The following is a 26,241-nucleotide window of genomic DNA, read 5'->3' as shown; positions in this document are numbered from 1 at the left end:
CCATACTCGCGAATTTTCACGCAAGCCTAGTTCGATCGAAGGAGTTGACCATGGATATCAAGCGCGCAGGTTCGCAGCCGTCTCGCAAAGGGCCGGCCGAATGGTTCAGCGGATCGGTCCGGATTGACCCGCTCTTCCAGGCTCCGGAACCAGCTCGCGCAGGGGCCGGCAGCGTCACCTTTGAGCCCGGAGCCCGGACGGCGTGGCATACGCATCCGCTCGGACAGACTTTGATTCTCACCTCGGGTCTCGGCTGGGTGCAGCGTGAAGGAGGAGCGATCGAGGAGGTCCGCGCTGGCGACGTCGTGTGGTTTCAGCCTGGCCTCAAGCATTGGCATGGTGCGACGCCGACTACGGCGATGACTCACATCGCGGTCCAGGAATCGATCGACGGCAAGAACGTCGACTGGATGGAAAAGGTCAGCGATGACCAATACCGGATGTAAAGTCCGTTCGGAGATTGGAAATGAAGCCATACGTAATCTGCCACATGTGCGCGAGCGTCGACGGCCGCACGCTGCTCAGTCGCTGGCGGCCGGAGAATACCGTCGCCGCAGGTTTGTTCGAGAGGTTGCACGACGAACTTGACGGGGACGCCTGGCTCGTCGGCCGCGTCACCGGCCAAGAGTTTGCCAAGGGCAAGACGTATCCCGTATCGACCTCGGAGAGCATTTCCCGTCAGGCCTGGTTCGCTCGTCGCGATGCGAAGGCCTACGGGGTCGTGCTGGATGCGAATGGCAAGATCGTCTGGGGCCGCTCGGACATCGGCGGCGATCCAATCGTCGTCGCTGTTTCCGAGAAAGTTTCGGACGCGCATTTGGCCGGCCTGCGCAGCGAGGGCGTGTCCTATTTCTTCGCGCGTGAGACGGAACTCGATCTAGGCTTGACGCTCGAAATTCTGAATCGCGAACTCGGCGTGAAGCGCTTGATCCTGGAAGGAGGCGGCGTCTCCAACGGCGCGTTCCTGCGGGCGGGCCTCGTCGATGAAATCAGCCTGATCCAGTGCCCCGCAGTCGACGGGGCAAAGGGCGCGCCGAGCATCTTTGATTCACTGGAGGAAAGTGCCGGTCGGTCGGCGCCGCTGGGGTCGATGACGCTCGAGAGCCATGGGCTCCTTGAGGGCGGAGCGATCTGGCTTCGCTACAAGCTGCATAACGCTGAAAGCCTTATCGCGCCTGTCGGGAGCGGACGATGAATACCAAACAGCTTTTCGTTTTCGGCGCATCCGTGCTGGCTGCAACGTTCGGCGGTGGCGCCGTCGCACAGCAGGCGAATGAACAGTACGTGCAGGTAGCGGAGATCGAGATCGACCCGGTGCAGCTGGAGGCATACAGGGCTGCGGTACAAGAGCAGATCGAAGCGGCTATTCGCATGGAGCCGGGTGTTCTGGTCCTTTACGCTGTGTCGGACAAGGACAATCCTGCTCGCGTCAAGGTCTTCGAAATCTATCGCGACGTGGATGCCTATCGATCGCATCTCGCATCCGAACATTTCAGGAAATACAAGGCCACAACGGAGAAGATGGTGACGTCGCTCAAGCTCGTGCAAAGCGCGCCCATCATGCTAGGCGCTAAATCGAAATAATCGCGGGGCTTCGCCTGCAGGAGACAAACAGTGAAAACTTCATTCGCGGCAGTCTCGGCGCTGGTAGCCGGCATCGGCATCGGCGCGTTTGGCGTCAATTCAATCCACGCGCAGGCAAAACCTCCTGTCTATATGATCGAAGACAACACTGTCAGGAACCCCCAGGGATTTGCGCAGGAGTTCGCTCCGCTCGCGCGTGAGAGTCTTAAAGTTCACGGGGGACGATATCTCGGGGGAGGAAGCGGGGTGTCGATTGACGGTGAGCCGCCGAAGGGACGTGTCGTCCTGGTTCAATGGGACTCCATGGAGCAAATGACGAAGTGGCGCCATTCGCCCGAATACAGCAAAGCCCGCGCGGTCGGCGAAAAACACGGCAGTTTCCGAATTTTCGCGGTAGATGGCGTTTCGCAGTGAAGCTTTTTCGAACCGTACCTGATGGCGCCGTGTCGCGGCCGGTCTATATTATCCGGACGCGCTAATCCGAAGTGGCTGTCATGATCCAGAATGAAATTGCTGTCGATCAGCTCTGGCGAACGATCCGGCGTGAAGCGGAAAGCGCCGTGGCGCGCGACCCGGTATTCGGCGCGGCGCTATCGTCAGCTATTCTCGTTCATCCTGATTTCGCTCACGCGCTGGCGCACCAGATCGGCGAGCGGCTCGGCAGGAGTCCGGCGGATCGCGCGCGGTTTGCGCAGCTCGCCCGCGACGCCTTCGCTGGCGCGCCCGATCTGATCGATGCGGCGAGCCGCGATCTGCAGAGCATCGCCGTTCACGATCCCGCGACGACGACGCTGCTGCCTCCGCTCCTGAACTTCAAGGGCTACGTCGCGCTGCAGGCTTGGCGCGTCTCCAACTGGCTCTGGCGTCAGCGCCGCACCGATCTCGCGCTGCTGTTGCAAAGCCTGTCTTCCGATCAGCTTCAGGTCAGCATTCATCCGTCCGCATCGATCGGAACGGCGGTGTTTCTCGATCACGCCACCGGCATCATCATCGGCGCCTTCGCCGTAATCGGCGACGGGGTGACGATCCTGCAGAACGTCACCATCGGCCGCAAACATTCGGAGCCGGACCGCGCTCCGAAAATCGGCAAAGGCGTTTTGCTGAGCGCCGGCGCGACCATTCTCGGCGGCGTCAGCGTCGGCGATTACGCCAAGATCGGCGCCGGCGCTGTCGTCGAACATGACGTGCCGCCCGGCTGCACCGCCGTCGGCGTTCCCGCGCGGTTGACCAATTGCCCGAAGCCAAGCGTTTCCGCCTGAGCGAAACGGCCCCGTTTGCGTCTGCGCGCGAATTTTCGTAGCGCTTTCAACGTGATTTGCCCGGTCCAGTCTCGATTGCAAAAATATTCCGCTTCCGTTGTCGGGCAAATCACCCGCGTAACTCCGCGCGTCTCACGGCAGATGAGGGGCGTTGGCCATCGTCACGAACGTGCGGTGAGATGCGATGGACGTGAATGGCGCGAGACGTACGCGCCTGAAGCGTACGGCGAAGTCGTGTGGTCCTGACGCCGCGGTGCTGGCGCTAAGTTCGCGAGAGGCACGCCTCTCACGGGCGACGGTGGCAAAAGAGCCGTTCACCGGGGAGAGCTCGAAGTAAGCCGTAAAGCCATTGCGCAGGGAAGGCCGGAGTGTTTCCGCTGAACCTGTATGCTCGTGTGCGTCTTCTTACGCGCAAATTGCACACGAGACCGCGGGTGCAGCGTGCACCCGGTCTTCCCTGCGCCCTCTAAGTTCAGGAGGGCAAACGAAGATGCAAACCTCGGACGCAATGCGCCGCGAGAAGGCGAAACTATATCCACCGTCATTGCGAGCGAAGCGAAGCAATCCATTGTCACCTCGTGCACGGAAAGAATGGATTGCTTCACGGAGCCTGTCATCGGGCGGCGCTTCGCGCCGACCCGTTGGCTCGCAATGACGTGGAGAGAACTGGCCTCGCTCACCCCCACCTGAGGCCCGCTAAGCGGCCGTCTGGAAGGGCCAGGCGACCCGCCGGGCACCACTTCCCGGGCATGGAACCCGGACCCCGGGCCCCTTAACCGCCCGGCCTGCCTCGATTTCCGGCAGTCGGATTCCCCTTTGGTAACCTAAAGTTAACCAAGCTTAGCGTCTGGTTAGGGACGGAATGACGCGCTGATAGCCCTCGTTTTGACATGTTGGCAGGGGAAGCAGGACCCGGCTTTCGGCGGGCCCCCCATGCGACACCAAGAGAGCTCTCGCGCTGGCGCATGACGCCGCGCCCGACGCGCGGCTGTGGTACCGGCAGCCGATTGCTCCCGGAGGAAATAGGGACACTTGCGTTGAGAGGATACCGCCCATGAATCCCGCCGACGTGGCTCCGGCAGCCCTGCCGTTGGTCTCCGCTGACGTGTCGCTGATTGCGCTGTTTATGCAGGCCCATTGGGTCGTGAAAACGGTCATGATGGGACTCCTGGCCTGCTCGGTCTGGGTCTGGGCGATCGCGATCGACAAGATTTTCCTCTATGGCCGCACCAAGCGCGCCATGGACCGCTTCGAGCAGGCCTTCTGGTCGGGTCAATCGATCGAGGAACTTTATCGCGCGCTGTCGGCCAAACCGACGCAGTCGATGGCGGCCTGTTTCGTCGCGGCCATGCGCGAGTGGAAGCGCTCGTTCGAGAGCCAGACACGCTCCTTTGCCGGTCTGCAGATGCGGATCGAGAAGGTGATGAACGTCTCCATCGCCCGCGAGGTCGAGCGGCTGGAACGAAGGCTCCTGGTGCTGGCGACCGTCGGGTCGGCCGGGCCGTTTGTGGGCCTGTTCGGAACCGTTTGGGGCATCATGTCGAGCTTCCAGTCGATCGCGGCCTCGAAAAATACGTCGCTCGCGGTGGTGGCGCCCGGCATTGCGGAAGCGCTGTTTGCGACCGCTATCGGTCTCATCGCCGCCATCCCGGCGACCATTTTCTACAATAAGTTCACGTCCGAGGTGAACCGGCAGGCGCAGCGGCTGGAAGGCTTCGCCGACGAATTTTCCGCCATCCTGTCCCGCCAGATCGACGAGCGGGCGTGAGGACGGCACATGACGAGCGCATCGTGAGATCAAGATCATGGCGATGAACATGGCAGGTTCGGCCGGAGGTGGTGGACGCCGCGGCCGGCGTCGCGCCGCCGTGATGGCGGAGATCAACGTCACGCCGATGGTCGACGTGATGCTCGTGCTGCTCATCATCTTCATGGTGGCGGCGCCGCTGATGACGTCGACCATCGATATCGATTTGCCCGTCGCCAGCGGCGGCAAGTCGCTCGCGGCCAATGCACCGCCGCTGACATTGTCGGTCAAGCGCACCGGCGGTTCCTGCAACTCGAACGTCGAGCTCTATCTCGGGGACACGCTGATTCCGGCCAACGAGCTCCTGCCCAAGATAACGGCGATCAAGGAGACCAGATCGGAGGCCGAGAGGGTGGTATACCTGCGGGGGGACAAGGACGTCTGTTACACGGATATGATGAAACTATTGGGGTATATTCGGACGGCGGGGTTCAAGGCGAATATCGTCATCGTGCCGGAGCAGGGCTCCTGAGCCATGCAGCGGCGCGCGACGGCTGAGGACGGAGCGGGAAAGCTCAAGTGAAGGTCAAGGTCGACAAGACGATCCTGGCGTCGGTTGCCCTGCACGTGTTCGTGCTGGGGTGGGTGATGCTGTCGTTCTCGACCAGGGCCCTTGAAATGCAGCCGGAAGATTCGGTCGCGGTGGATGTCATATCGCCCAACGAGCTTGCCAAGGTCATGGCCGGCATGAAGACCGGCAAGAAGGAAAACCCGAAGCCGCTGGTCGAGAAGGTCGCCGAAGCCAAGCCGGTCGACGATGCCGTCGGCAAGATCACCGAGAAGGCGCCTGTCGTGACCGAGACCGCGCCGCCCCCGCAGCCGAAGGTCGAGGAAAAACCGGTCGAGAAGAAGCCCGATCCGCCGAAGGTCGTCGAGAAGCCGAAGGAAGAGCCGAAGCAAGAGCCGAAGCCGATCGAGAAGAAGCCGGATCCGGTCAAGCCCGATCCGATCGCGGAAGCGATCAAGAAGGAAGAGAAGAAGCCGCCGCCCAAGCCAGTGCAGGCGGCAAAGCCGCCGGAGCCGCAGAAGCGGATTGTCGAACGGCACTTCGATCAGAACCAGATCGCAGCCCTGCTCGACAAGCGTGACCCGTCGCGTCAGGCCACGACCGGCGACACGCTGAATTCGAACGCAGCCCTCGGCCTTGCGAAGGGCACGGCTGCGGACAATTCCGCAACCTGGGGCGCGATTTTCAAGCAGCAGGTCGAGCGATGCTGGAAGAAGCCCTATGGCGGAATCGAATCGCAGAAGCCTGAAGCCGCGTTTGCCATTCGTCTGAAGCGCGACGGCACCCTTGAAGGCTCGCCGGTTCCGGAAGGCGTTCCGGCGACGCCCTACCTTCGCGTCTATCAGGAGAGCGCGTTGCGCGCGATCATCGAATGCCAGCCGTACAAGCTGCCGGCGGCCCTTTACGAGGAATGGAAATATTTCGCGCCGGTGTTCAAGGAAAAAGTCTAACGGTTTTGTCACGTGGCGGACACCCGTTGGCAATGACAGATATGAGCAAAGTTTGAAGCGATGACTGATAAAGATGGATTGCCGAACATGCTGTATCGCCCGAGCCGCCGTCAGATCATTGCCGGAATGGCTGCGCTTGGCGCGGCCTCCGGCGGTCGCAATGCCTTCGCACAGGCGCCGAAGCGGATTCCCATTCCCGAAGGTGAGTTCGTACCCCTGCCGATCGCGATCCCGAATTTCGTCGCGGGCACGCCCGGCGATGCCGAAGTCGGCGTCGGCGTGGCGCAGGTGATCACCAACAATCTCAAGCGCAGCGGCCTGTTCGCGCCGATCGATCCGGCCGCCCACATAGAGCGCATCACCAACATCGACGCCGCGCCGCAATTCCAGAGCTGGAAGCAGATCAGCGCGCAGTTTCTGGTCACCGGCCGGATGACGCGGCAGGGTGACGGCCGTCTGAAGGCGGAATTCCGTCTCTGGGATGTCAACCAGCAGCAGCAGCTCACCGGCCAGCAATACCAGACCTCGCCGGAATACTGGCGGCGGATCGCCCACATCATCTCCGACCAGATCTATGAGCGGCTGACCAGCGAGAAGGGCTATTTCGACAGCCGCGTCGTGTTCGTCGACGAGACCGGATCCAAGGAGCGCCGCGTCAAGCGGCTGGCGCTGATGGATCAGGACGGCGCCAACGTCCGATACCTGACCAAGGGAAGCGATCTGGTGCTGACGCCGCGGTTCTCGCCGTCGACGCAAGAGATCACCTACATGGAGTTCGGCCAGGGCGATCCGCGCGTCTATCTGTTCAACGTCGAAACCGGGCAGCGCGAGATCGTCGGCAATTTCCCCGGCATGTCGTTCTCGCCGCGGTTCTCGCCGGACGGCCAGCGCATCATCATGAGCCTGCAGCAGGGCGGCAACTCGAACCTGTTCGTGATGGACTTGCGTTCGAAATCGACGACGCGGCTGACCGACACGCCGGCGATCGACACTTCGCCGTCCTACTCGCCTGATGGCGCCCGCATCTGTTTCGAATCCGATCGCGGCGGCAAGCCGCAGATCTATGTGATGCCGGCCACGGGGGGAGGGGCGCAGCGCATCTCGTTCGGCGAGGGCAGCTATTCTACGCCGGTGTGGTCGCCGCGTGGCGACTACATCGCCTTCACCAAGCAGGGCGGCGGCCAGTTCGCGATCGGCATCATGAAGACCGACGGCTCGGGCGAGCGGATCCTTACCTCCGGCTTCCATAATGAAGGGCCGACCTTTGCGCCGAACGGCCGGGTCGTGATGTTCTTCCGCGAGCCCGGCGGCAGCGGCGGGCCGTCCTTGTTCACCGTCGATATCTCTGGTCGTAACGAATTGCGGGTACCAACGCCTGGTTTCGCTTCCGACCCTGCATGGTCGCCGCTGTTGTCCTGATGGAACCCGGCCGCGCAGGGGATCGGCCGTTAATCGGTAAACATTGCCTAGCCCGCTGATTTTTCGGGCATATTTTGCCCGTGCGACGCAAAAAACAACGTCTCGGTAACGATATTCCCTCAGAAAGACTTCATCTGCAGCGGGTAAAACTACCTACCCGAATAGGATGCGCGCCCCTAACATGCAGCTTGCAAGTCAAACCGAAGAGCCGGATCAGAAGGTCTCGCCGTCAACTTACTCGGCGCTGATCGATTCGCTTTTCCAAAATCCCGCGCCGCTGTTTGCAGGCGCGGTGATGGTTGCCTTTGCCGCGGCCATGACCGCCGTGAAGACCGGACAAGACCTGCTCTGGCCATGCGTTGCTTTTCTCGTGCTGTCCGGCACCGCCCGCGCGATCGACATGCACCGCTACAACAGCCGCAGATCGGCGTTGACCGCCGATGAAGCCGCGCGTTGGGAGGTGCGTTATCAGATCGGGGCGATGATCTATGCCGTTGCGCTCGGGGCTTGGTGCACGGTGGCTCTGCTCGGCAGCGATGATGCTGTGGCCCACATGATTTGCCTGACCGTCACCACCGGGTACGTGGCTGGAGGTGCAGGCCGGACCTATGGAAGGCCGTGGATATTCCACGTGCAGATTGCGCTTGCCTGCGGTCCGACAGCGATTGCGCTGGCGCTTCGTGGCACCCCCTATTACATCGGAATGGCGATCGTCAGCGCGGTGTTTTTTTTGGCGCTGAAGCAGATTTCGACCGACTTGCAGCGGATTTTCGTTCGAGCGCACGTGGCGCGCGAGCGCGAGGCGGCGCTGGCTGATCAGTTCGATACCGCGCTGAACAACATGCCGCATGGTCTGTGTATGTTCGCGGCCGACGGCCGGCTTGCGGTAATGAACTATCGTTTCAGCGAAATGATGGAGCTGTCCGACGGTCTCGTGCAAAGCGGCGCGAGCGCTTCCGACATCATCGCTGCCTGTGCCAGCGCCGGATCGATCTCGGCGGCGAGCGGCAAGATAATCCTCGCTGAAATCGAGAATTCGCAGGCGAGGGGCGTCGTTACCGCCGATCCCGACTTCGTCAGAAATCGGTCGCTGTCGTGGACCTTCCAGCCGATGGCCGACGGCGGCGCGGTCGTGCTGCTGGAAGATATTACCGAGCGGCGTAACGCCGAAGCCAAGATCAGTCACCTGGCGCGCTATGATGAACTGACGGGGCTTCCCAACCGGGTCAATTTCCGCAATGAGATCGAGCGTCTTCTGACGGAAGAACACGGCCGCAACCAGCTATCGGCGCTGCTGTTCATCGACCTCGACCAGTTCAAGCAGGTCAACGATACGCTCGGCCATCCCTGCGGCGACCAGTTGCTGTGCGCGGTGTCCGAACGGTTGCGCGAGATGCTGCGGCCCGAGGACTTCGTGGCGCGCTTCGGCGGCGACGAATTCGTGGTGTTCCAGCAGAACATCCATTCCGCCGACGACGCCGCCGGTCTCGCCCGGCGCATCGTCGATCGCCTGAGCGAACGCTACAAGATCGACAACCACCTGGTCGAGATTGGTGCCAGCGTCGGCATCGCCATGACCTCGCGCGGTATCAGCGCCGACACGCTGTTGAAGAATGCGGACATGGCGCTGTACCGCTCCAAGGCCGACGGCCGCGGCACCTTCTGCTTCTTCCGGGACGAGATGGCGCAGGTCGTCGAATCCCGCCGCATCCTCGAACTGGACCTGCGCAAGGCGCTGGCCAACGAGGAGTTCGAGCTGTTCTTCCAGCCGCTGGTCAATCTCAAGTCGGGACGGATATCCACCTGCGAGGCGCTGTTGCGCTGGAATCATCCGGTTCGCGGCACGGTGTCGCCGACCGATATCATTCCGATTGCGGAGGACATGGGCCTGATCGTTGATCTCGGCCGCTGGATTTTGCGCAAGGCCTGCATGGAATGCATGAAATGGCCCGAAGGCGTCAGCGTCGCCGTCAACTTCTCGCCGCAGCAATTCCACCAGCGCGACGTGCTGAGCGAAGTCCGCTACGCGCTGGAGGTCTCCGGCCTGCCGGCGAACCGGCTCGAAATCGAGATCACCGAATCCTCGCTGCTGCGTAACACGCAGCTGACGCACGACGTGCTGTCGCAATTGCATTCGCTCGGCGTGCGGATCTCGCTCGACGACTTCGGCACCGGCTATTCGAGCCTCAGCTATCTGCACAACTTCCCATTGCAGAAGGTGAAGATCGACCGTTCCTTCCTCGAGGGAATCGACAGCGACCGTCCGCTGACGCTGTTGCGCGGCGTGGCGCGGCTGTCGGCCGATCTCGGAATGTCCGTCGTGGTGGAGGGCATCGAGACCAACGAGCAGCTCGAACTGATCAGCGCCGATGGCGCGGTAACCGAGGCGCAAGGCTATCTGTTCAGCCCGCCGGTACCTGCGGTGCGGGTTCGCCAGTTGCTGAATGCTTCGCATGGCCGCCGTCAGCCGGAGGGACAACTGGTCCCGCTTTCCTCGCGATCCATCGCTTGATCCCCCGTGAAAATACGGGAGAATCGGGCTCCCCGAAGTAACCTTAACTTATTGAAGTCTTTGCAATCTCGTTAACAAGCTGTTAATCCCTTGGTCGCTCGCAGAAGTTGATTGGAAGCGTCAGGAGTACAGTATGAGGTCCCCGGCCGAAGCACGCCCCATGGCCTTGGGACGGAGTCCCGATCCGCTAGATCAAGTTGACTATCGACTGGCGCAGACCCCCGAAGAAAAAGACGAGATTTACCGGCTCCGCTACCGAGCCTATCTTCGCGAGGGGGCTATCCAGCCTTCGACTGAGGGGCGCGTGATCGATCAATTTGAAGACGCTCCCAACGCCTGGACCTTCGGCGTCTATTTTCACGGTGAACTCTACAGCTCAATTCGCGTGAGCGTGCTGACGCCCGAATGGCGGATGTCGCCGTCAGTTGAGCTGTTTGGCGATGTACTCCACCCCGAGCTTGACAAGGGGAAGGTCATTATCGATTCAACGCGCTTCGTTGCCGACCCCGAAAAGGCGCGAATTTTTCCAGAGCTTCCCTACGTAACTGTCAGGTTGGGCTCCATGGCCGGCGTCTATTTCAATGCCGACTATGGATTGGCGATCGTGCGTCCCGAGCACCAGGCGTTCTACCGGCGCGTGTTCCTGCATGAAACCTGGTGCGAGCCGCGAACGTATCCGGGCCTCGTCAAGCCTGTCGGGTTGATGGCTGCGCATTTGCCGACGGTGCGTGACAGGGTTCTGGCCCGCTATCCGTTTCTGCGTTCGAGCGCTTTCGAACGGCGAACACTCTTCGACCGCGGCGGCGAGCGTCCTTCGTCCTCCGATTCGGTGGTTACCTCGTTCGAGCCTGCCTCGATCGTCCCGAGTTCCTAAACGGTCAAACCGCGGGGGCATTCTCCCCGCAATGGCTCGATATCCGTCCGCGGGCGCCCTTTTGCCCCATGCCGCCGCCCAATCCGGGTGATTTCGGCCTGTGCGCACTTGCCTTCACCGTCGCGCCACATTTACAAATCATTAACTATCGCAGTCGCTTTTCATGGTTTGTTGGCATTTGATCGAGCCTGGCAAGGTTCCATCAAGGTTGACGGAACGTTCGCTTAACCATCGACCTGTAGACCGGATAACAGTCGAAAAACGTGAGCGTGGAGGCTCCGGAATGAAATATCAGATGCGTATCCTCCAGGGATGGAAGCTGGCGGCTGTGGTTGCGGTGGCGCTGTCGATGGGCGCCTGCGCCAAGAACAACGTCGGCGCTGACGGAGCGATGGCGAGCGCGGCAACGCCGGGGAGCCAGCAGGATTTCGTGGTCAATGTCGGCGACCGCGTGTTCTTCGAGAGCGACCAGACCGAGCTGAGCCCGCAGGCGATCGCCACGCTGGAGAAGCAGGCGCAGTGGCTGCAGACCTACAACCGCTATTCCTTCACCATCGAAGGCCATGCGGACGAGCGCGGCACCCGCGAATACAACATCGCGCTCGGTGCACGCCGCGCCCAGTCGGTGCGCAGCTATCTCGCCTCGCGCGGCATCGATCCGAACCGCATGCGGACGATCTCCTACGGCAAGGAACGTCCGGTCGCGGTCTGTAACGACATCTCCTGCTGGTCGCAGAACCGCCGCGCCGTCACGGTGCTGAACGCCGGCGCCTGAGCATTCGGGCTTTCGCAGCATTTTAGAACCGGCGTCTTCAGGCGCCGGTTTAACTGCACTTTGTGCTTGTAAGCCAAGTGGATGCCGGCGTGTGCTAAGAAGACGCAGCAGGAAGTTAATCTAGCGTCTCAGGATGAATTCCCGGAGCAGTGCCATCGCCCGTTCAGGCGCGTCGGGCACGACGGCATGCCCGCAATTCGCAAACCGTTCGAACTGAACAAGTTGCGGGGGCAGCGCCGCCGCGATATCCGCCTGGCTCTCGATCGGATGCATCGGATCGTCTTCACCGCCCATCACAAGGGTAGGGCACTGGATGCGATGGAGTTCGGGGAACATGTTGAAGGTGTGGCTCTCGCCACCCGGTCCGGTGAACAACTGCAACACCTCTGGCCGGTTGACGGCGCGACGCGCCATATCCGGATCGCGCGGTTTCCGGAAGTAAAGCGGCATGGCCAAGCGCCGCCACGCGTCGCGCGAGGCCTGGTCCGGATGGCCATGAAATTCCAGGAAGCGGCGGCGCGCCAGCGCGCCTACTTCCGGGCCGCCGAAGCGCTCGAACAGTTCCACGCGCCGATCTGGATATGACCCGCCACGGGCTTCGGTGCTGATCACAATCAACTTTGAAGGGTGAGCCGCGTGCCTCGTGGCATAGGCCAGTGCGACCATGCCGCCGAACGACGCGCCGAGCACAATCGGATTGGCGATGCCGAGCGCGTCGCAGAACGTGCTCACGTCGTCGCCCCATTGCGCCAGATTCCAGCCTTCGCGCGGGCCATCCTCGCTGCGGCCGTTGCCGCGATGGTCGAGATAGACGATTTGGGCAATATCGGCCAAAGCGGAGTAGGCCGGTCGGTAAATCGAATGGTCGGCGCCGGGGCCGCCATGCAGCATCAGCAGGACAGGCTTTTCCCGCATCACCGGGCCGTCGGGCACCAGTTTCGCGCCCTCGACATCGAAGAACAGCCGCACCCCGTTCACAGACACGTGCATGAGCGGGTCTCCCTCGATTTGTGAACGGCCTGCCCGACCCGGGCGGCTTGTCTTGAAGCGGATACTAAACCATACCGGAATTCCGCGAACCGAATCGGAAATGCCAGTCACAATTCTGGCGTACTCGCTCTCTCAATGTGTTCTGCTTTCGTTTGACACGTGATTTTCGTCGTCAGGGCAAAATGTCATCCAGATTCCTCAATGCTGCCGGTGCCGCGGCGATCGCCACGATGCTGGTTTTGTCTGTGCAGCCCTCATCCGCACAGATCACGTTCCCGTGGGAACGTTCTCCGCAAGGCTCTCCACAAGTCCAGCCGCAGTCTGACGATGCCGACATGGAAATGCGGATCCAGCGGCTGGAAAACCAGCTCCGGCAACTGACCGGCCAGAACGAGGAACTGCAGTACCGTAACCGCCAGCTTGAGGATCGGCTGCGTCAGCTCGGCGCCGCACCGCCCGTACCGGGTGGCCAGCCGCCGATGACACAGCCCGGCGTGGCCGCGGCTCCGCCTGCGGTTCAGCCCGGCCCGTCACAGGGCCAGCAGGCCTATCCACAGCAGGGGGCTCGCCAGCAGCAGGGCTATCCATCGGCACAACCCGGCTACGACCAGCAACCGCAGATCGCCTCGCCCGCGCCAATCGCACAGGATCCGGCAGCCCCGCAGGCCGGCGGCCGCCGTCGCGGTGATGCCTTCGACCCGAGCCAGAATCCCAACGCTCCCGGGGCGCCGCGGGCGCTCGGCGGTGGTCAGATGCCGATGTCGAGCGAAGCGGCAGCCGGCGCGCCGGGCGGGCGCGGTCCGGGCGAACCGCTCAATCTCGGCGGTCCGCGCGATCCCGGTGGCGCCTTGCCGCCGCCCGCTGCAGCTGCACCGCCACCGCGCGGCCCCGGGCCCGGCGCCAGCGCCGCGCTGACCACGCTGCCGCCCTCGGCCACGTCGAAGGACGAATTCGATCTCGGCATCGGCTACATGCAGCGCAAGGACTATGCGCTGGCCGAAGAGACGATGAAGAACTTTGCGCAGAAATATCCGAGCGATCCGCTGATTGCGGATTCGCAATACTGGCTCGGCGAAAGCTACTTTCAACGCCAGCAATATCGCGACGCCGCCGAGGCGTTCCTCGGCGTGACCACCAAGTTCGACAAGTCGGGCAAGGCGCCCGACGCCCTGCTGCGGCTCGGCCAGTCGCTGGCGGCGCTGAAGGAAAAGGAAGCCGCCTGCGCGGCGCTCGGCGAGGTGACGCGGAAATACCCGCGCGCGTCTGCCGGCGTCAAAGCCGCCGTCGATCGTGAGCAGAAGCGGGTTAAGTGCTGATCTGCCTTGTCGACGATTGGCGCTGATTTCTCTTGCGGCCCATGGTGGACCGCAAGAGCGTATCGCAGCGATTTATTCCGCCTGCTCGATCGCAGCCGGCATCCTTGCCACTGACATCAGCGATCGCGCCACCTGGTTGAGAAGCTGATCCGAGTTCTCCTCTTCACCCAGCGACTTCGACAACAGAGCGACGATTGCGCTGTGGCGCAGTTGCTGGGCGAGGTTTTTCGCCGTCGTATAGGCCGACATCTCGTAATGTTCGACGCGTTGCGCCGCGCCGATCAGCGCGAGGTCGGCCGCGGCGTCTTCCTTTTCCTCGCCTTCGGCCATGACCTCCTGGCCTTCTTCGATCAGCCCCATCATTCCCTTGCAGGGTTTCGCGCGGGCTGTCTTGCCGAGTAGTTCGAAGCACTCGTCGATGCGCTCGATCTGGTTTTCGGTCTCGATCAGATGTTGCTCGAACAGCTCGCGCAGCTGATCGAAGCGCGCCGCCTCGGCCATTTTCGGCAGCGCCTTGGTCAGTTGCTTTTCCGCATGCAGGATGTCGCGGAGTTCATCGATCAACAGATCGTTCAGACCAGCCTCGTCGGCCGGCGGCGAGCTCTCCGTGATAAGGGCGCTGGCGACGCCCGGCTCGGCCTGAATGGCCGGCGATTCCGTGAATACCCAGCCGTTGCCTTCGTTCCAGGGCCCGCGGGTGTCGATCTCGCCATGCTCACCGGTTCCGGTGGAATCATTGAAGAACTGGTCGACCAATCCCGGCGTCGGTGCGATGCGGCCGATGCTGAAGGCCGGCTTGCTCATGCTTTCAAGCGCCAGCGAGAACGCCTTCATGTGGGTGATTTCCCGGGTCATCAGGAACTGCAGGGCGTCCTTGGTGCCGGCGTCGTCGCAGAAATTGATCAGCCGCTCGTAGACGATCTTGGCCCGCGCCTCGGCCGCGATGTTGCTGCGCAGGTCGACGTCGAGTTCGCCGGTGATCTTCAGATAATCGGCGGTCCAGGCGTTGCCTTGCGAATTGAACAGATTTACCCCGCCGCCACCCGCAATCGCGATGAGCGGATCGGCTTCGGCCGCCTGACGGTCGAACTTCATCGGCTTGAGGTGCATGCGCGCCAGCGTGCCGACGATTTCAAGATGACTCAGTTCCTCGGTGCCGATGTCCATCAACAGGTCCTTGCGGTCCGGATCCTCACAATTGAGCCCCTGAATCGAATACTGCATCGCGGCCGCCAATTCGCCATTGGCGCCGCCGAACTGTTCAAGGAGCATGGTGCCAAAGCGCGGGTCGGGTTCATCGACGCGTACGGTGAACATCAGTTTCTTGACGTGGTGATACATGGGATGGCCTCGAAGGTTGGGATGATGAGTCCCGAACGGCAACGCTCCATGCTTTGTTCCTAAACTAAACCGTCTGGGGCATAGGCTGTGCTCCGGCTCAATCGGAACTGGTCTCATGCAGCGGTTGATGGGGTTGCCAGCGCCTTGCGATCGTCGGCGGATGGCTCCAAACATAGGCGTTCCCATTGCGCCGGCCGAGCCATGCCCGATCCCGACCAGTCCCCGATCTCAGTCCAGCAAGCGAAGGATCTGTTCGCACATTGGAAGGCCGCGCCCGCGCTCGTGCTGGCGGTATCCGGCGGTCCCGATTCCCTTGCCCTGATGTGGCTTGCCGCCCGCTGGCGCGGTGCGCTTTCGCGCGGGCCGCGCTTGATCGCCGTGACTGTCGATCACGGTTTGCGCCCTGAGGCAGCTCGCGAGGCGCGTGACGTCAAGCGCCATGCCCGCACGCTCGATCTGCCCCACCGCACGCTGCGCTGGATCGGCGCCAAGCCGAAAACGGGATTACCGGCCGCAGCCCGCGCGGCGCGCTATCAGCTGTTGGCGAAAGCCGCGCGGGCGAACGGCGCGACGCACATCCTCACCGCGCATACCCGTGACGACCAGGCCGAGACGCTGTTGATGCGGATGCTGCGCGGCAGCGGCATCGCCGGTCTCGCGGCGATGGCGCGCGAGACCGAGCGCGAGGGCGTGTGGCTGTCGCGGCCGTTGCTCGACGTTCCGAAATCCCGGCTCGTTGCGACGCTGAGCAAGGCGAAGATCGTCTTTGCCGACGATCCCACCAATCGGGACATGAGCTTCACGCGGCCGCGGCTGCGCGCGCTGATGCCGGCTCTGGCCGGGGAGGGCGGCGACAGCCGAAACCTGGCGCGGCTGGCAACGAGGCTGGCGCGGGCGAATGCCGCGATTGAAGTGCTGGCCGACGGCGCCGAGCGCTATCTCGCCTTGAGAGATCGCGATGATGCCTCGCGCTTCGGATTCGATGCAGGAGCGTTTGCCGGTCTGCCAGAGGAAATCCGGCTTCGGCTGCTCAAGCGCGCGATTGACCGCGCCGGTCACGAAGGGTCTGCGGAACTCGGCAAGGTCGAAGCGCTGCTGGCGGTGCTGGACCGGGCCATTGCGAATGGCGGGAGGCAGACAAGGCTGAAACAAACGCTGGCCGGGGCGGCGATCAGCTTGACGAAGGGTCGAATTCATGTCGATTCAGCACCGCCGCGACGGGGTAGCCGTGCCTGAGAAGCATCCCCATATACCGATATCCGCGATATCGGGACCGGCGAGCCTTAACCACCTCGGAGAAACCTCGGTTTTTGCGTCATTTTTTGACCGGGAATCGCGTTAAGATGCGTTAAATAGTCCCGTGTGGTTCCCTTGGCATTGACCCGGGCGCCACCTAAATTGGGATGCAGTGGACCGGGGAATCTCGCCACACTACCCAAGGAATACTCTAGGGTTACTGCCAAGGACATAAGGCCGCGATCCGCGCGACCACGAAGGAAGATCAATGAACGCCAATCTGCGCAACTTCGCCCTCTGGGTTATTATTGTCTTGCTGCTGTTGGCATTGTTCACGCTCTTCCAGAATCCGGGTCAGCGCACGTCCTCGCAGGACATCTCGTTTTCGCAGCTGTTGAGCGAGGTCGACCAGAACCGCGTTCGCGACGTCGTGATCCAGGGGCCGGATATCCACGGCACCTTTACCAACGGCTCCTCTTTCCAGACCTATGCGCCGAACGATCCGACGCTGGTGAAGCGCCTCTATGACGGCAAGGTCTCGATCACCGCGAAGCCGCCGGGCGACAACGTGCCGTGGTTCGTCTCGCTGCTGGTCTCCTGGCTGCCCTTCATCGCGCTGATCGGCGTGTGGATCTTCCTGTCGCGCCAGATGCAGGGCGGCGCCGGCAAGGCGATGGGCTTTGGCAAGTCGCGCGCCAAGATGCTGACGGAGGCCCATGGCCGCGTCACCTTCGAGGACGTCGCCGGTGTCGACGAAGCCAAGCAGGACCTGCAGGAGATCGTCGAATTCCTGCGCGACCCCGGAAAATTCCAACGGCTCGGCGGACGGATTCCGCGTGGCGTGCTGCTGGTCGGCCCTCCCGGTACCGGCAAGACGCTGATCGCGCGTGCGGTCGCGGGCGAAGCCAACGTGCCGTTCTTCACGATCTCGGGTTCGGACTTTGTCGAAATGTTCGTCGGCGTCGGCGCCAGCCGCGTCCGTGACATGTTCGAGCAAGCCAAGAAGAACGCGCCCTGCATCATCTTCATCGACGAAATCGATGCGGTCGGCCGTCATCGCGGCGCAGGCTTGGGCGGTGGCAATGACGAGCGCGAACAGACGCTCAACCAGTTGCTGGTCGAGATGGACGGCTTCGAAGCCAACGAAGGCGTAATCCTGATCGCGGCGACCAACCGTCCCGACGTGCTGGATCCCGCGCTGCTGCGTCCCGGCCGTTTCGACCGCCAGGTGGTGGTGCCGAATCCGGACGTCGTCGGTCGCGAGCAGATCCTCAAGGTTCACGTCCGCAAGGTGCCGCTGGCGCCGGATATCAACCTCAAGACCATCGCACGCGGCACGCCGGGCTTCTCCGGCGCCGACCTGATGAACCTCGTGAACGAGGCCGCGCTGACCGCAGCCCGCCGCAACAAGCGCATGGTGACGCAGGCCGAGTTCGAGGAAGCCAAAGACAAGGTGATGATGGGCGCCGAGCGCAAGTCGCTCGTCATGACCGAGGAAGAGAAGTTGCTGACGGCCTTTCACGAGGGCGGCCATGCCATCGTCGGCCTCAACGTCGTCGCGACCGATCCGATCCACAAGGCCACGATCATCCCGCGTGGACGCGCGCTCGGCATGGTGATGCAGTTGCCCGAGCGCGACAAGCTGTCGATGTCGCTCGAGCAGATGACCTCGCGGCTCGCGATCATGATGGGCGGCCGTGTCGCGGAAGAGCTGATCTTCGGCCGCGAGAAGGTAACCTCGGGGGCGGCTTCCGACATCGAACAGGCGACGCGTCTGGCGCGCATGATGGTGACGCGCTGGGGCCTGTCGGAAGAACTCGGCACCGTGTCCTATGGCGAAAACCAGGACGAGGTATTTCTGGGCATGTCGGTGTCGCGCACGCAGAACGCATCCGAAGCGACCGTCCAGAAGATCGACTCCGAGATCCGGCGTTTGGTCGAGGAAGGCTACAACGAGGCCACGAAAATCCTCACCGAGAAGCGCGAGGACCTCGAGGCGCTGGCCAAGGGCCTGCTCGAATTCGAGACGCTGAGCGGCGACGAGATCATCGACCTCCTGAAGGGCAAGAAGCCCAACCGCGAGTCGGTGCTGGAGCCGAGCACGCCGCGCGCCTCCGCCGTGCCGCCCGCCGGCAAGCCGCGCCCGCGTCCCGATCCGGACCCGGGTCTGGAGCCGCAGCCGCAGGCGTAAGAGCGGATTAGATGTTGAACAAGAAACGCGGCGGAAACGCCGCGTTTTTTTGTCTGCGCTGTCGTCATTGCGAGCGGAGCGAAGCAATCCATCTCACAGCGACGGGACAGAATGGATTGCTTCGCTTCGCTCGCAATGACGTGGTTGCCGCCACGAGGCGAATTATGCCTTCGCCGGAGCGCCGAGATGCACGGCCAGGATATGCTCCGGCGTCTCTACCACTTCGATCGTCTCCCCGTCGCCTCCGACAAAGGCAAGAACAGTGCGCTCGTCGTCGCGTGACATGCTGCCGACGAGCGCGATATTGATGTGGATGGGTTGCCCTGTCTCGAACCTCGTGCATTGAATCCAGAAGCGCATCGCAGTCTCCTTCGATCTTTCGCGGTGATCATAAAGATAGTCGCGGCAAAGTGTAGGGTGGGCAAAGCGAAGCGTGCCCACCATTGACGCTGACCATCTCGGAAAGATGGTGGGCACGGCGCTAAGTGCGCCTTTGCCCACCCTACGAGGCCTAGAGACCGGGTCCGTCTCGCGCTAGGCCGATGCCCGCAATTCGCGAGCCGCCGCTACCATGTTGACGAGCGCGGGCCGCACCTCCTCCCATTTGCGGGTCTTTAATCCGCAATCCGGATTGATCCAGATCTGGGCGTCGGAGAGCCGCATCCGCGCCAGCTTGAGCAGGGCGGTCATCTCTTCGATCTCGGGCACGCGCGGCGAATGGATGTCGTAGACGCCGGGGCCGATTTCGTTCGGATAGCGGTAGTCCCTGAACGCGTCGAGCAACTCCATTTTCGAACGCGAGGTCTCGATCGATATCACGTCGGCGTCCATCGCGCCGATCGCGTTGATGATGTCGTTGAACTCCGAGTAACACATGTGGGTGTGGATCTGGGTCTCGTCGCGGACGCCGGAGGAGCAGAGGCGGAAGGCGTCGACGGCCCAGTCCAGATAGCCCTTCCATTCGGATTTGCGCAGCGGCAAGCCTTCCCGCAGCGCCGCCTCGTCGATCTGGATCATGCCGGCGCCGGCAGCCTCGAGATCGGCGACCTCGTCGCGGATCGCAAGCGCGATCTGCCGGCAGGCCTCGCTGCGCGCAATATCGTCGCGGACGAACGACCAGTTCAGGATGGTAACGGGACCGGTCAGCATCGCTTTCATCGGCTTTTTCGTCAGCGATTGGGCGTATTGCCACCACTCGACCGTCATGGCGCTCGGGCGCGAGACGTCGCCGAACAGCACCGGCGGACGGACATAGCGCGATCCGTAGGATTGCACCCAGCCGTGCGTGGTGAAGGCGAAGCCCGCGAGCTGCTCGCCGAAATACTGCACCATGTCGTTGCGTTCGAACTCGCCATGCACGAGCACGTCGAGACCGATGGTTTCCTGCCACTGCACCGCACGGGCCGTCTGGTCCTGCAAATAAACCTTGTAGACTTCATCTGTCAGGGCACCGCTGGCGTGCGCGGCGCGCGCTTTCCTGACTTCAGCCGTCTGCGGAAACGAGCCGATGGTCGTGGTCGGGAACGCCGGCAGGTTGAAGCGCTCGCGCTGCACGCCGACACGCTCAGTGAACACGCTGGCGCGGCGGCGCATGGCGTCGTCGATGCCGGCGATGCGCGCCGCGACCTTCGCATCGTGAATCCGCGGCGAAGCCTTGCGGGCGGCGGCCGCCTCGTCCGAAGTGCGCAGGGCAGCTGCGACGCTCCCGCGTCCGCCGGCGAGCGCCGTCCCGAGCGTGGTCAGCTCCTCGAGCTTCTGAACCGAGAACGCCAGCCAGCTTTTGACTTCGGAATCGAACCCTGTTTCCAGCGCCAGATCGATCGGGACATGCAGCAGCGAGCAGGAGGGGGCGATCTGCACACGCGCCTTGCCGAGTTTCGCGATCACAGGTTCTAGCCGGTCTAGGATCCGGCTCAAATCCGCGCGCCAGATGTTACGGCCGTCGATGATGCCGAGCGACAGCACGCGGTTGCCATGAAAATCGCCGAGGCCGTCGATCTGTTCAGGCGCGCGCACCAGATCGAGATGCAGGCCGGCGACGGGCAGCGCCAGCGCGGTACCGCGGTTGCCGCCCAGCCCGCCGAAATAAGTCGCGAGCATGACCTTGAGCTGCGGCACCGCGTTGGCGATCTCCGTATAGGCGTAATGCAGCGCCTGCTGGGCGACGATATCGAGGTCGAGCACGAGACATGGCTCGTCGATCTGTACCCATTCGGCGCCGCGGTAGGTCAGTTCGCGCAGCACCTCGATGTAAACCGGCAGCAGCCGATCGAGCAGCGACAGGGGATTGAAGCCGGCGTCCTTGCTCTTGGCGAGTTTGAGAAACGTCACCGGGCCGACGAGCACAGGGCGGGTCTGATAGCCCAGCGCTTTGGCCTCCTCGTATTCCTCGATCGGCTTGCGCGAGGCGAGGGTGAACTGCTGATCCCTCGCCAGTTCGGGCACCATGTAGTGGTAGTTGGTGTCGAACCATTTTGTCATTTCCAGCGCCGGTACGCCGTGCGCGGCGTCGTGCCCGTGATTGATATGGCCGCAGTTCGCATCATGCGTTTTGCCTTGCGCGCCGCGGGCCATCGCGAAATAGGTCGCGAGCGGGACCGGGCCGCCGTTCCAGCGATAGATGTCTGGGATCGCGCCGACCATCACTGAAGTGTCCAGCATCTGGTCGTAGAACGAGAAATCGTTCGACGGGATCACGCTGACGCCGAGTTTTTTCTGACGCGCCCAGTTGGCGGCGCGAAGGCCGGCGCCGGTCTCGATCAGCGCCTTCTCGTCTGACGCGCCCGACCAGAAACTTTCCAGCGCGAATTTCAGCTCGCGGCGCGGGCCGATACGTGGCGTGCCGAGGGAGGCAACGGGAAGCGAGGAAGTGGAGATTATAGATGTAGACATGGCTTAACCCCAAAATGTTGGGGGCAAAGGCCAAAGTGACACGTCTGGATTCCGAAGGCGACAAAAGGCGCGCGGAATCGCAACCGCACCACCGGGACACCCCGCCCGAGGACGTTTATGTTGTCGAGGCAGGTCTCCTGGCTCGCGGGTCAATGCTGCTGTCCGGCCTTCCCGAAACCACGTAAGGTCTCAGTGACTTTGTTGGACAGCGGCTCGCCGCTTACAGTTGCGGGGGCAGCTCCGGCTTTGCACCGGCTTCCCTCTTAGCTTCGGACCGAACGAGCCCGAAGAACCACGACGGGTTCAGTTAAGGTCAACGGCGATCTCAGTCAATACGAGATCGGGTGGCGTCGCCCGCATTGCCTTTTCAATGAATTCCATTTCGGCCAGCAAGATAGCGGAACAGCTTCACCTCCCGGGCATGACCGTGGGGACGATGGTTTTGACGATGGAGGCGTCGAGCGCCTCGTATTCGTGCAGCCCGATCGTGGCGTAGAGTTCGGCGCGCGTCTGCATCTGGTCGATCATGTTGCAGGTACTGCCGTCGCGCTTGAGGGCGGCGAACAGAGCCTGCTGGGCCTTGTTGGCGACGCGGAGCGACGACACCGGCCAGATCACCATGCGGTAGCCCATGGCCTCGAACTCGGATGCGGTAAAAAATGGCGTCTTGCCGAACTCCGTCATGTTCGCCAGCAGCGGAACGCCGGGAACGCGCCTGGCGAACTCCTGAAACATCTCCCGCGAAATCATCGCTTCCGGGAAGATCGCGTCCGCTCCCGCTTCCAGATAAAGCTTTGCACGCGCCACCGCGCCGTCCATGCCTTCGCTCGCCGCGGCGTCGGTTCTCGCGATCAGATAGAGATGACGCCGCGCCTTTGCGGCGGCGGCGACCTTGGCTGCCATGTCGCGTGCATCCGCCAGCTTCTTGTCGTTGAGGTGACCGCATTTTTTCGGAAGCAGCTGGTCCTCGATGTGAACGGCCGCAGCACCGGCATCCTCGAAAGTGCGCACCATGTTCATGACATTGAGCGCTTCGCCGTAGCCGGTGTCGCCATCGACCAGAACCGGCAGGCCGCTGGCGCGCGCCACCTGGCGGATGAAGAAGGCAACTTCCTCGATCGTGATGATGCCGAGATCGGGCAGGCCCATCGAAGCCGTCATCGCCGCGCCCGACAGATACAGCGCGGAAAAGCCGGCGTCGTGCGCCTGCAGCGCGGCCATGCCGTTATGCGTGCCCGGCATCTGGAGAATGCCCGGTCTGTCCAGGAGATCGCGAAAGCGAGCCCCGGCCGGCTTGTCGGCTACGTTGGTGCCGATGAGATATACCATTGTTGCTTCCTTACGCGGCGCGTGGGGCGATGGTCGCCTTGCCACGCTCATGCAGCGGCACGAACTTCAGGTTCTCCGGGCCGACATAGTTTGCGGCCGGACGGATGATCTTGTTGTTGATGCGCTGCTCCATCACATGCGCCGCCCACCCCGACGTTCGGGAAATCACGAACAGCGGCGTGAACATCGCGGTCGGCACCCCCATCGCGTGGTAGGAGACCGCGCTGAACCAGTCGAGATTGGCGAACATCTTCTTGGCATCGGCCATGACGGCCTCGATCCGATCGGCGATTTCGAACATCCGGGTGCTTTCGCCCTCGATGCTGAGGCGGCGCGCGACTTCCTTGATCACCTTGTTGCGCGGGTCTGCGATCGTGTAGACCGGGTGGCCGAAGCCGATCACGACCTCCCTGGCTGCGACCCTGCGGCGGATATCGGCCTCCGCTTCTTCCGTATCGCCGTAGCGCTTCTGCACTTCGAACGCGATCTCGTTGGCGCCGCCATGCTTCGGCCCGCGCAGCGCGCCGATCGCGCCTGTTATCGCGGAATAGAGGTCCGAGCCGGTGCCCGCGATCGAGCGCGCGGTGAAGGTCGAGGCGTTGTACTCATGCTCTGCATAGAGGATCAGCGACGTATGCATCGCGCGCTCGTGCGATGGCGGCGGCTTCCTGCCATGGAGCAGATGAAGAAAGTGCGAGCCGATCGAATCGTCATCGGTTTCGACGTCGATCCGCCGGCCGTGATGGGCGTAGTGGTGCCAGTAGAGCAGCATCGATCCAAGCGAGGCCATTAGCCGATCGGCAATGTCGCGCGCTCCGGGCTGATTGTGGTCATGGGCCTCCGGCAGGATGCAGCCGAGTGCGGAAACCCCGCTTCTCAGGACGTCCATCGGATGCGCGGCGGCGGGCAGCAATTCCAGCGTCTGCAACACCGCGAGCGGCAAGCCACGCAGCGCCTTCAGCTTGGCCTTGTAGTTTCGAAGCTCCGACAAAGTGGGCAGGCTGCCGTGAACGAGGAGATACGCGATTTCCTCGAATTCGCAGCTTTCAGCGACGTCAAGAATGTCGTAGCCGCGGTAATGCAGGTCGTTTCCGGTGCGGCCGACCGTGCACAGCGCGGTGTCGCCGGCGATCACGCCTGATAGCGCGACCGATTTCTTAGGCGAAGGCTTGATGTCCGTCATCTCAATCTCCCTTATCGATTGCCGGCGGCGCGCTGGACCGCAACCGGGTTGGCGTCACGCCAGTCGAAGATGCCGTGCGTCGATGTGCTGCCGAGGAATTTTGGATCGACCGTGAAGGTGAGGTCGGTCAGTTCGCCTGACTTCAGCAAGGCCAGCTTTTCCACCGTTGCGATGAAGCGATCCTGCTCAGTCGCGGCGATCACGCCTTCCGCCAGGTTGCGGAATTTCCTGATATAGTCCGGCCGCTTGAATGGGCGGGCTCCCAGCGGATGCGCATCAGCCAGCGCAATTTCGTCGCTGATGACAGAGCCGCCCTTTAGCTTCACGACGACACGGCCGCCGAACGCTTTTTCCTTCGGGTCGTGGCTGTGGTAGCGGCGGGTCCATGCGGGATCTTCGACCGTCGAGATCTTGCGCCACAGCGCGATCGTCGCTTCGCGGCCCGCACGCTCGGGCGCATAGGATCGCTCGTGATGCCAGCCGCCGTCTTCGAGCGCGACCGCGAAAATATACATGATCGAATGGTCGAGCGTTTCGCGGCTCGCCTTCGGGTCCATCTTCTGCGGATCGTTGGCGCCGGTGCCGATGACGTAGTGGGTGTGATGGCTGGTGTGGATGAGGATGCTTTCGATTTTCGAGAGATCGCCGATCTTCGGTCCCAGCCGGCGTGCGAGGTCGATCAGGGCCTGGCTCTGATATTCGGCCGAGTGTTCCTTGGTGTAGGTGTCGAGAATGGCGCGCTTGGGTTCGCCATTTTCCGGCAACGGCACCGTGTATTCCGCGCCGGGGCCGCCGAGCAGCCAGGCGATGAAGCCGTCCTCGCCCTCATAGGCGGGTGACGGCGCGCCTTCGCCGCGCATCACGCGATCGACGGCTTCAATCGCCATCTTGCCCGCGAAGGCCGGCGCATAGGCTTTCCAGCTCGAAATCTCGCCCTTGCGCGACTGCCGCGTGGTCGTGGTGACGTGGAGCGCCTGCTGAACGGCCTGATAGATCATCTCGACAGGCAAACCGAGCAGCGCGCCGATCCCGGCGGAAGCAGACGGGCCGAGATGGGCGATGTGATCGATCTTGTGCTCGTGCAGGCAGATGCCCTTCACGAGATCGACCTGGATTTCGTAAGCCGCCGCCAGCCCGCGAACGAGGTCCGCGCCCGTCAGCCCGCAATGCTGGGCGACAGCCAGCACCGGCGGAATGTTGTCGCCGGGATGTGAATAGTCCGCGGCGAGGAATGTGTCGTGGAAATCGAGTTCGCGGACGGCGACGCCGTTGGCCCAGGCGGCCCATTCCGGCGAAATCCGCTGCGATCGTGTCAACCCGAACACGGTGGCTCCCGGCTGGAACGGATGCGCCTCGGCTTGCGCTCGCGCACTGACCACGGGACGCCGCGCGACCGAGGCGGCAGCGACAGCGGCGTTGTCGATGATGCGGTTGCCCAGCATTTCCACCACATCGCTCTCGACCATGACGGGGTCGGCAGCGACCTCGGCGATCTTCCAGGCCAGTTGCCCGGCGCGCGCGAGATGGTCGGCCGATTTGAACGTACGAACGCTATGCTGTTTCAAGACGCAGCTTCCTTCTGGATTGGATCGGTTATGGTTGGTTGCGCGATCGGGACCGGACGGCCGAATTCGTTCACCGCGACCATCTCGAACGTTCCGCGCACCGCGGATTTCCGCCGGCCGGTGATCAAGTCTTCGCGGATCATGTCGACAGCAACCGTCATCGAGCTGCGGCCGACGCGTACGACCTGCGCAACGAGCTCGACGAGTTCGCCGACATGGACGGGCTCGTGAAATTCGATTCTGTCCGAGGTCGCCATCACAACGCTCTGGCGGGCGTGCCGCGTTGCCGTGACGAATGCCGCCTTGCCCATCAGGCTCAGCGCATGGCCGCCGAACAGCGTGCCGTAGTGATTGGCCTGCTCCGGAAACACCATCTCCACGAACCGGGTCTCGTCCGGATGGAGGTTGGGCGACGCCGCTGAATGCATTTTTCCTGCTCCGGACGACTTGTTATTTCCTCGCGACTTCGCAATATCTACAAAAATGCACCGTCGAAATGGCTGAAAAAGC

Annotated in this window: 23 protein-coding genes and 1 riboswitch; of the genes, 15 read left to right on the top strand and 8 right to left on the bottom strand. The window is 62.7% G+C overall.

The window, feature by feature from the left end:
• The first annotated feature begins 50 nt into the window (after window positions 1-50).
• The 12 genes from IVB22_RS17220 to pal all read left to right on the top strand — a co-directional run bounded on the left by IVB22_RS17220 (window position 51) and on the right by pal (window position 11,688).
• Window positions 51-446: a cupin domain-containing protein gene (locus tag IVB22_RS17220; protein ID WP_247518495.1), complete on the top strand. Its 396-nt coding sequence runs from the start codon at window positions 51-53 to the stop codon at window positions 444-446.
• A gap of 20 nt (window positions 447-466) precedes the next feature.
• The gene (locus tag IVB22_RS17215; protein ID WP_247518494.1) at window positions 467-1,195 is read left to right on the top strand and encodes a dihydrofolate reductase family protein; all 729 of its coding nucleotides are present in this window, start codon (window positions 467-469) and stop codon (window positions 1,193-1,195) included.
• Entirely contained in the window at window positions 1,192-1,584 is a 393-nt protein-coding gene (locus IVB22_RS17210; RefSeq protein WP_247518493.1) for a putative quinol monooxygenase, read from the top strand. The genes IVB22_RS17215 and IVB22_RS17210 overlap by 4 nt, the downstream gene beginning before the upstream one ends.
• Window positions 1,585-1,614: 30 nt before the next feature.
• Entirely contained in the window at window positions 1,615-1,998 is a 384-nt protein-coding gene (locus IVB22_RS17205) for a DUF1330 domain-containing protein (RefSeq protein WP_247518492.1), read from the top strand.
• Between the two features lie 80 nt (window positions 1,999-2,078).
• Entirely contained in the window at window positions 2,079-2,843 is a 765-nt protein-coding gene (epsC, locus tag IVB22_RS17200) for a serine O-acetyltransferase EpsC (protein ID WP_247518491.1), read from the top strand.
• A 1,054-nt stretch (window positions 2,844-3,897) separates the two neighbouring features.
• Complete coding sequence (gene tolQ, locus IVB22_RS17195) at window positions 3,898-4,611, top strand: protein TolQ (protein ID WP_247518490.1); 714 nt, start codon at window positions 3,898-3,900, stop codon at window positions 4,609-4,611.
• Between the two features lie 37 nt (window positions 4,612-4,648).
• A complete protein-coding gene (locus IVB22_RS17190; RefSeq protein ID WP_247518489.1) occupies window positions 4,649-5,122 on the top strand; it encodes a biopolymer transporter ExbD in 474 nt (157 codons plus the stop codon).
• Window positions 5,123-5,169: 47 nt separating this feature from the next.
• Window positions 5,170-6,108, top strand: a complete 939-nt coding sequence (locus IVB22_RS17185) for a cell envelope integrity protein TolA (protein WP_247518488.1) — start codon at window positions 5,170-5,172, stop codon at window positions 6,106-6,108.
• A 60-nt stretch (window positions 6,109-6,168) separates the two neighbouring features.
• On the top strand, window positions 6,169-7,527 hold the full coding sequence (gene tolB / locus IVB22_RS17180; RefSeq protein ID WP_374207551.1) for a Tol-Pal system beta propeller repeat protein TolB: 1,359 nt from the start codon (window positions 6,169-6,171) through the stop codon (window positions 7,525-7,527).
• A gap of 181 nt (window positions 7,528-7,708) precedes the next feature.
• Window positions 7,709-10,039 (top strand): bifunctional diguanylate cyclase/phosphodiesterase, encoded by a 2,331-nt coding sequence (locus IVB22_RS17175; protein WP_247518487.1) that lies wholly within the window; start codon window positions 7,709-7,711, stop codon window positions 10,037-10,039.
• A gap of 133 nt (window positions 10,040-10,172) precedes the next feature.
• Entirely contained in the window at window positions 10,173-10,913 is a 741-nt protein-coding gene (locus IVB22_RS17170) for a hypothetical protein (RefSeq protein ID WP_247518486.1), read from the top strand.
• 283 nt (window positions 10,914-11,196) lie between these two features.
• Complete coding sequence (gene pal, locus IVB22_RS17165) at window positions 11,197-11,688, top strand: peptidoglycan-associated lipoprotein Pal (protein ID WP_212419187.1); 492 nt, start codon at window positions 11,197-11,199, stop codon at window positions 11,686-11,688.
• Between the two features lie 120 nt (window positions 11,689-11,808).
• On the opposite strand, the gene IVB22_RS17160 is transcribed toward pal, so the two are convergent.
• Window positions 11,809-12,678: an alpha/beta fold hydrolase gene (locus IVB22_RS17160; protein WP_247518485.1), complete on the bottom strand. Its 870-nt coding sequence runs from the start codon at window positions 12,676-12,678 to the stop codon at window positions 11,809-11,811.
• A gap of 182 nt (window positions 12,679-12,860) precedes the next feature.
• Between IVB22_RS17160 and ybgF the strand changes: the two genes are divergently transcribed.
• On the top strand, window positions 12,861-13,994 hold the full coding sequence (gene ybgF / locus IVB22_RS17155; protein ID WP_247518484.1) for a tol-pal system protein YbgF: 1,134 nt from the start codon (window positions 12,861-12,863) through the stop codon (window positions 13,992-13,994).
• 72 nt (window positions 13,995-14,066) lie between these two features.
• On the opposite strand, the gene IVB22_RS17150 is transcribed toward ybgF, so the two are convergent.
• On the bottom strand, window positions 14,067-15,335 hold the full coding sequence (locus IVB22_RS17150; RefSeq protein ID WP_247518483.1) for a DUF892 family protein: 1,269 nt from the start codon (window positions 15,333-15,335) through the stop codon (window positions 14,067-14,069).
• 201 nt (window positions 15,336-15,536) lie between these two features.
• On the opposite strand from IVB22_RS17150, the gene tilS reads away from it, so the two are divergent.
• Together tilS and ftsH are read left to right on the top strand one after the other, a co-directional pair.
• Window positions 15,537-16,571 (top strand): tRNA lysidine(34) synthetase TilS, encoded by a 1,035-nt coding sequence (tilS, locus tag IVB22_RS17145; protein WP_247518482.1) that lies wholly within the window; start codon window positions 15,537-15,539, stop codon window positions 16,569-16,571.
• A gap of 268 nt (window positions 16,572-16,839) precedes the next feature.
• Window positions 16,840-18,762 carry an ATP-dependent zinc metalloprotease FtsH gene (gene ftsH, locus IVB22_RS17140; protein WP_247518481.1) on the top strand — a complete coding sequence of 641 codons (1,923 nt, stop codon included), beginning with the start codon at window positions 16,840-16,842 and terminating at the stop codon, window positions 18,760-18,762.
• 162 nt (window positions 18,763-18,924) lie between these two features.
• Here the strand turns inward: ftsH and IVB22_RS17135 are convergent, their stop codons facing one another.
• The 6 genes from IVB22_RS17135 to IVB22_RS17110 all read right to left on the bottom strand — a co-directional run bounded on the left by IVB22_RS17135 (window position 18,925) and on the right by IVB22_RS17110 (window position 26,159).
• On the bottom strand, window positions 18,925-19,122 hold the full coding sequence (locus tag IVB22_RS17135; RefSeq protein ID WP_247518480.1) for a hypothetical protein: 198 nt from the start codon (window positions 19,120-19,122) through the stop codon (window positions 18,925-18,927).
• A 174-nt stretch (window positions 19,123-19,296) separates the two neighbouring features.
• Window positions 19,297-21,654 carry a 5-methyltetrahydropteroyltriglutamate--homocysteine S-methyltransferase gene (metE, locus tag IVB22_RS17130; RefSeq protein WP_247518479.1) on the bottom strand — a complete coding sequence of 786 codons (2,358 nt, stop codon included), beginning with the start codon at window positions 21,652-21,654 and terminating at the stop codon, window positions 19,297-19,299.
• 109 nt (window positions 21,655-21,763) lie between these two features.
• Window positions 21,764-21,966: riboswitch (cobalamin riboswitch) on the bottom strand.
• Window positions 21,967-22,062: 96 nt separating this feature from the next.
• Entirely contained in the window at window positions 22,063-22,983 is a 921-nt protein-coding gene (gene prpB, locus IVB22_RS17125) for a methylisocitrate lyase (RefSeq protein WP_247518478.1), read from the bottom strand.
• 10 nt (window positions 22,984-22,993) lie between these two features.
• Complete coding sequence (gene prpC / locus IVB22_RS17120) at window positions 22,994-24,166, bottom strand: 2-methylcitrate synthase (RefSeq protein ID WP_247518477.1); 1,173 nt, start codon at window positions 24,164-24,166, stop codon at window positions 22,994-22,996.
• A gap of 11 nt (window positions 24,167-24,177) precedes the next feature.
• Window positions 24,178-25,731: an MmgE/PrpD family protein gene (locus IVB22_RS17115; protein ID WP_247518476.1), complete on the bottom strand. Its 1,554-nt coding sequence runs from the start codon at window positions 25,729-25,731 to the stop codon at window positions 24,178-24,180.
• Window positions 25,728-26,159: an acyl-CoA thioesterase gene (locus IVB22_RS17110; protein WP_247518475.1), complete on the bottom strand. Its 432-nt coding sequence runs from the start codon at window positions 26,157-26,159 to the stop codon at window positions 25,728-25,730. Before IVB22_RS17110 ends, IVB22_RS17115 begins: the two co-directional genes overlap by 4 nt.
• Window positions 26,160-26,241: the final 82 nt, after the last annotated feature.

It is taken from the genome of Bradyrhizobium sp. 190 (genome assembly GCF_023073415.1).
In the GTDB taxonomy this organism is placed as follows: domain Bacteria; phylum Pseudomonadota; class Alphaproteobacteria; order Rhizobiales; family Xanthobacteraceae; genus Bradyrhizobium.
The sequence above is the reverse complement of the archived record's forward strand: the minus strand, read 5'-3'. Positions and strand labels throughout refer to the sequence as shown.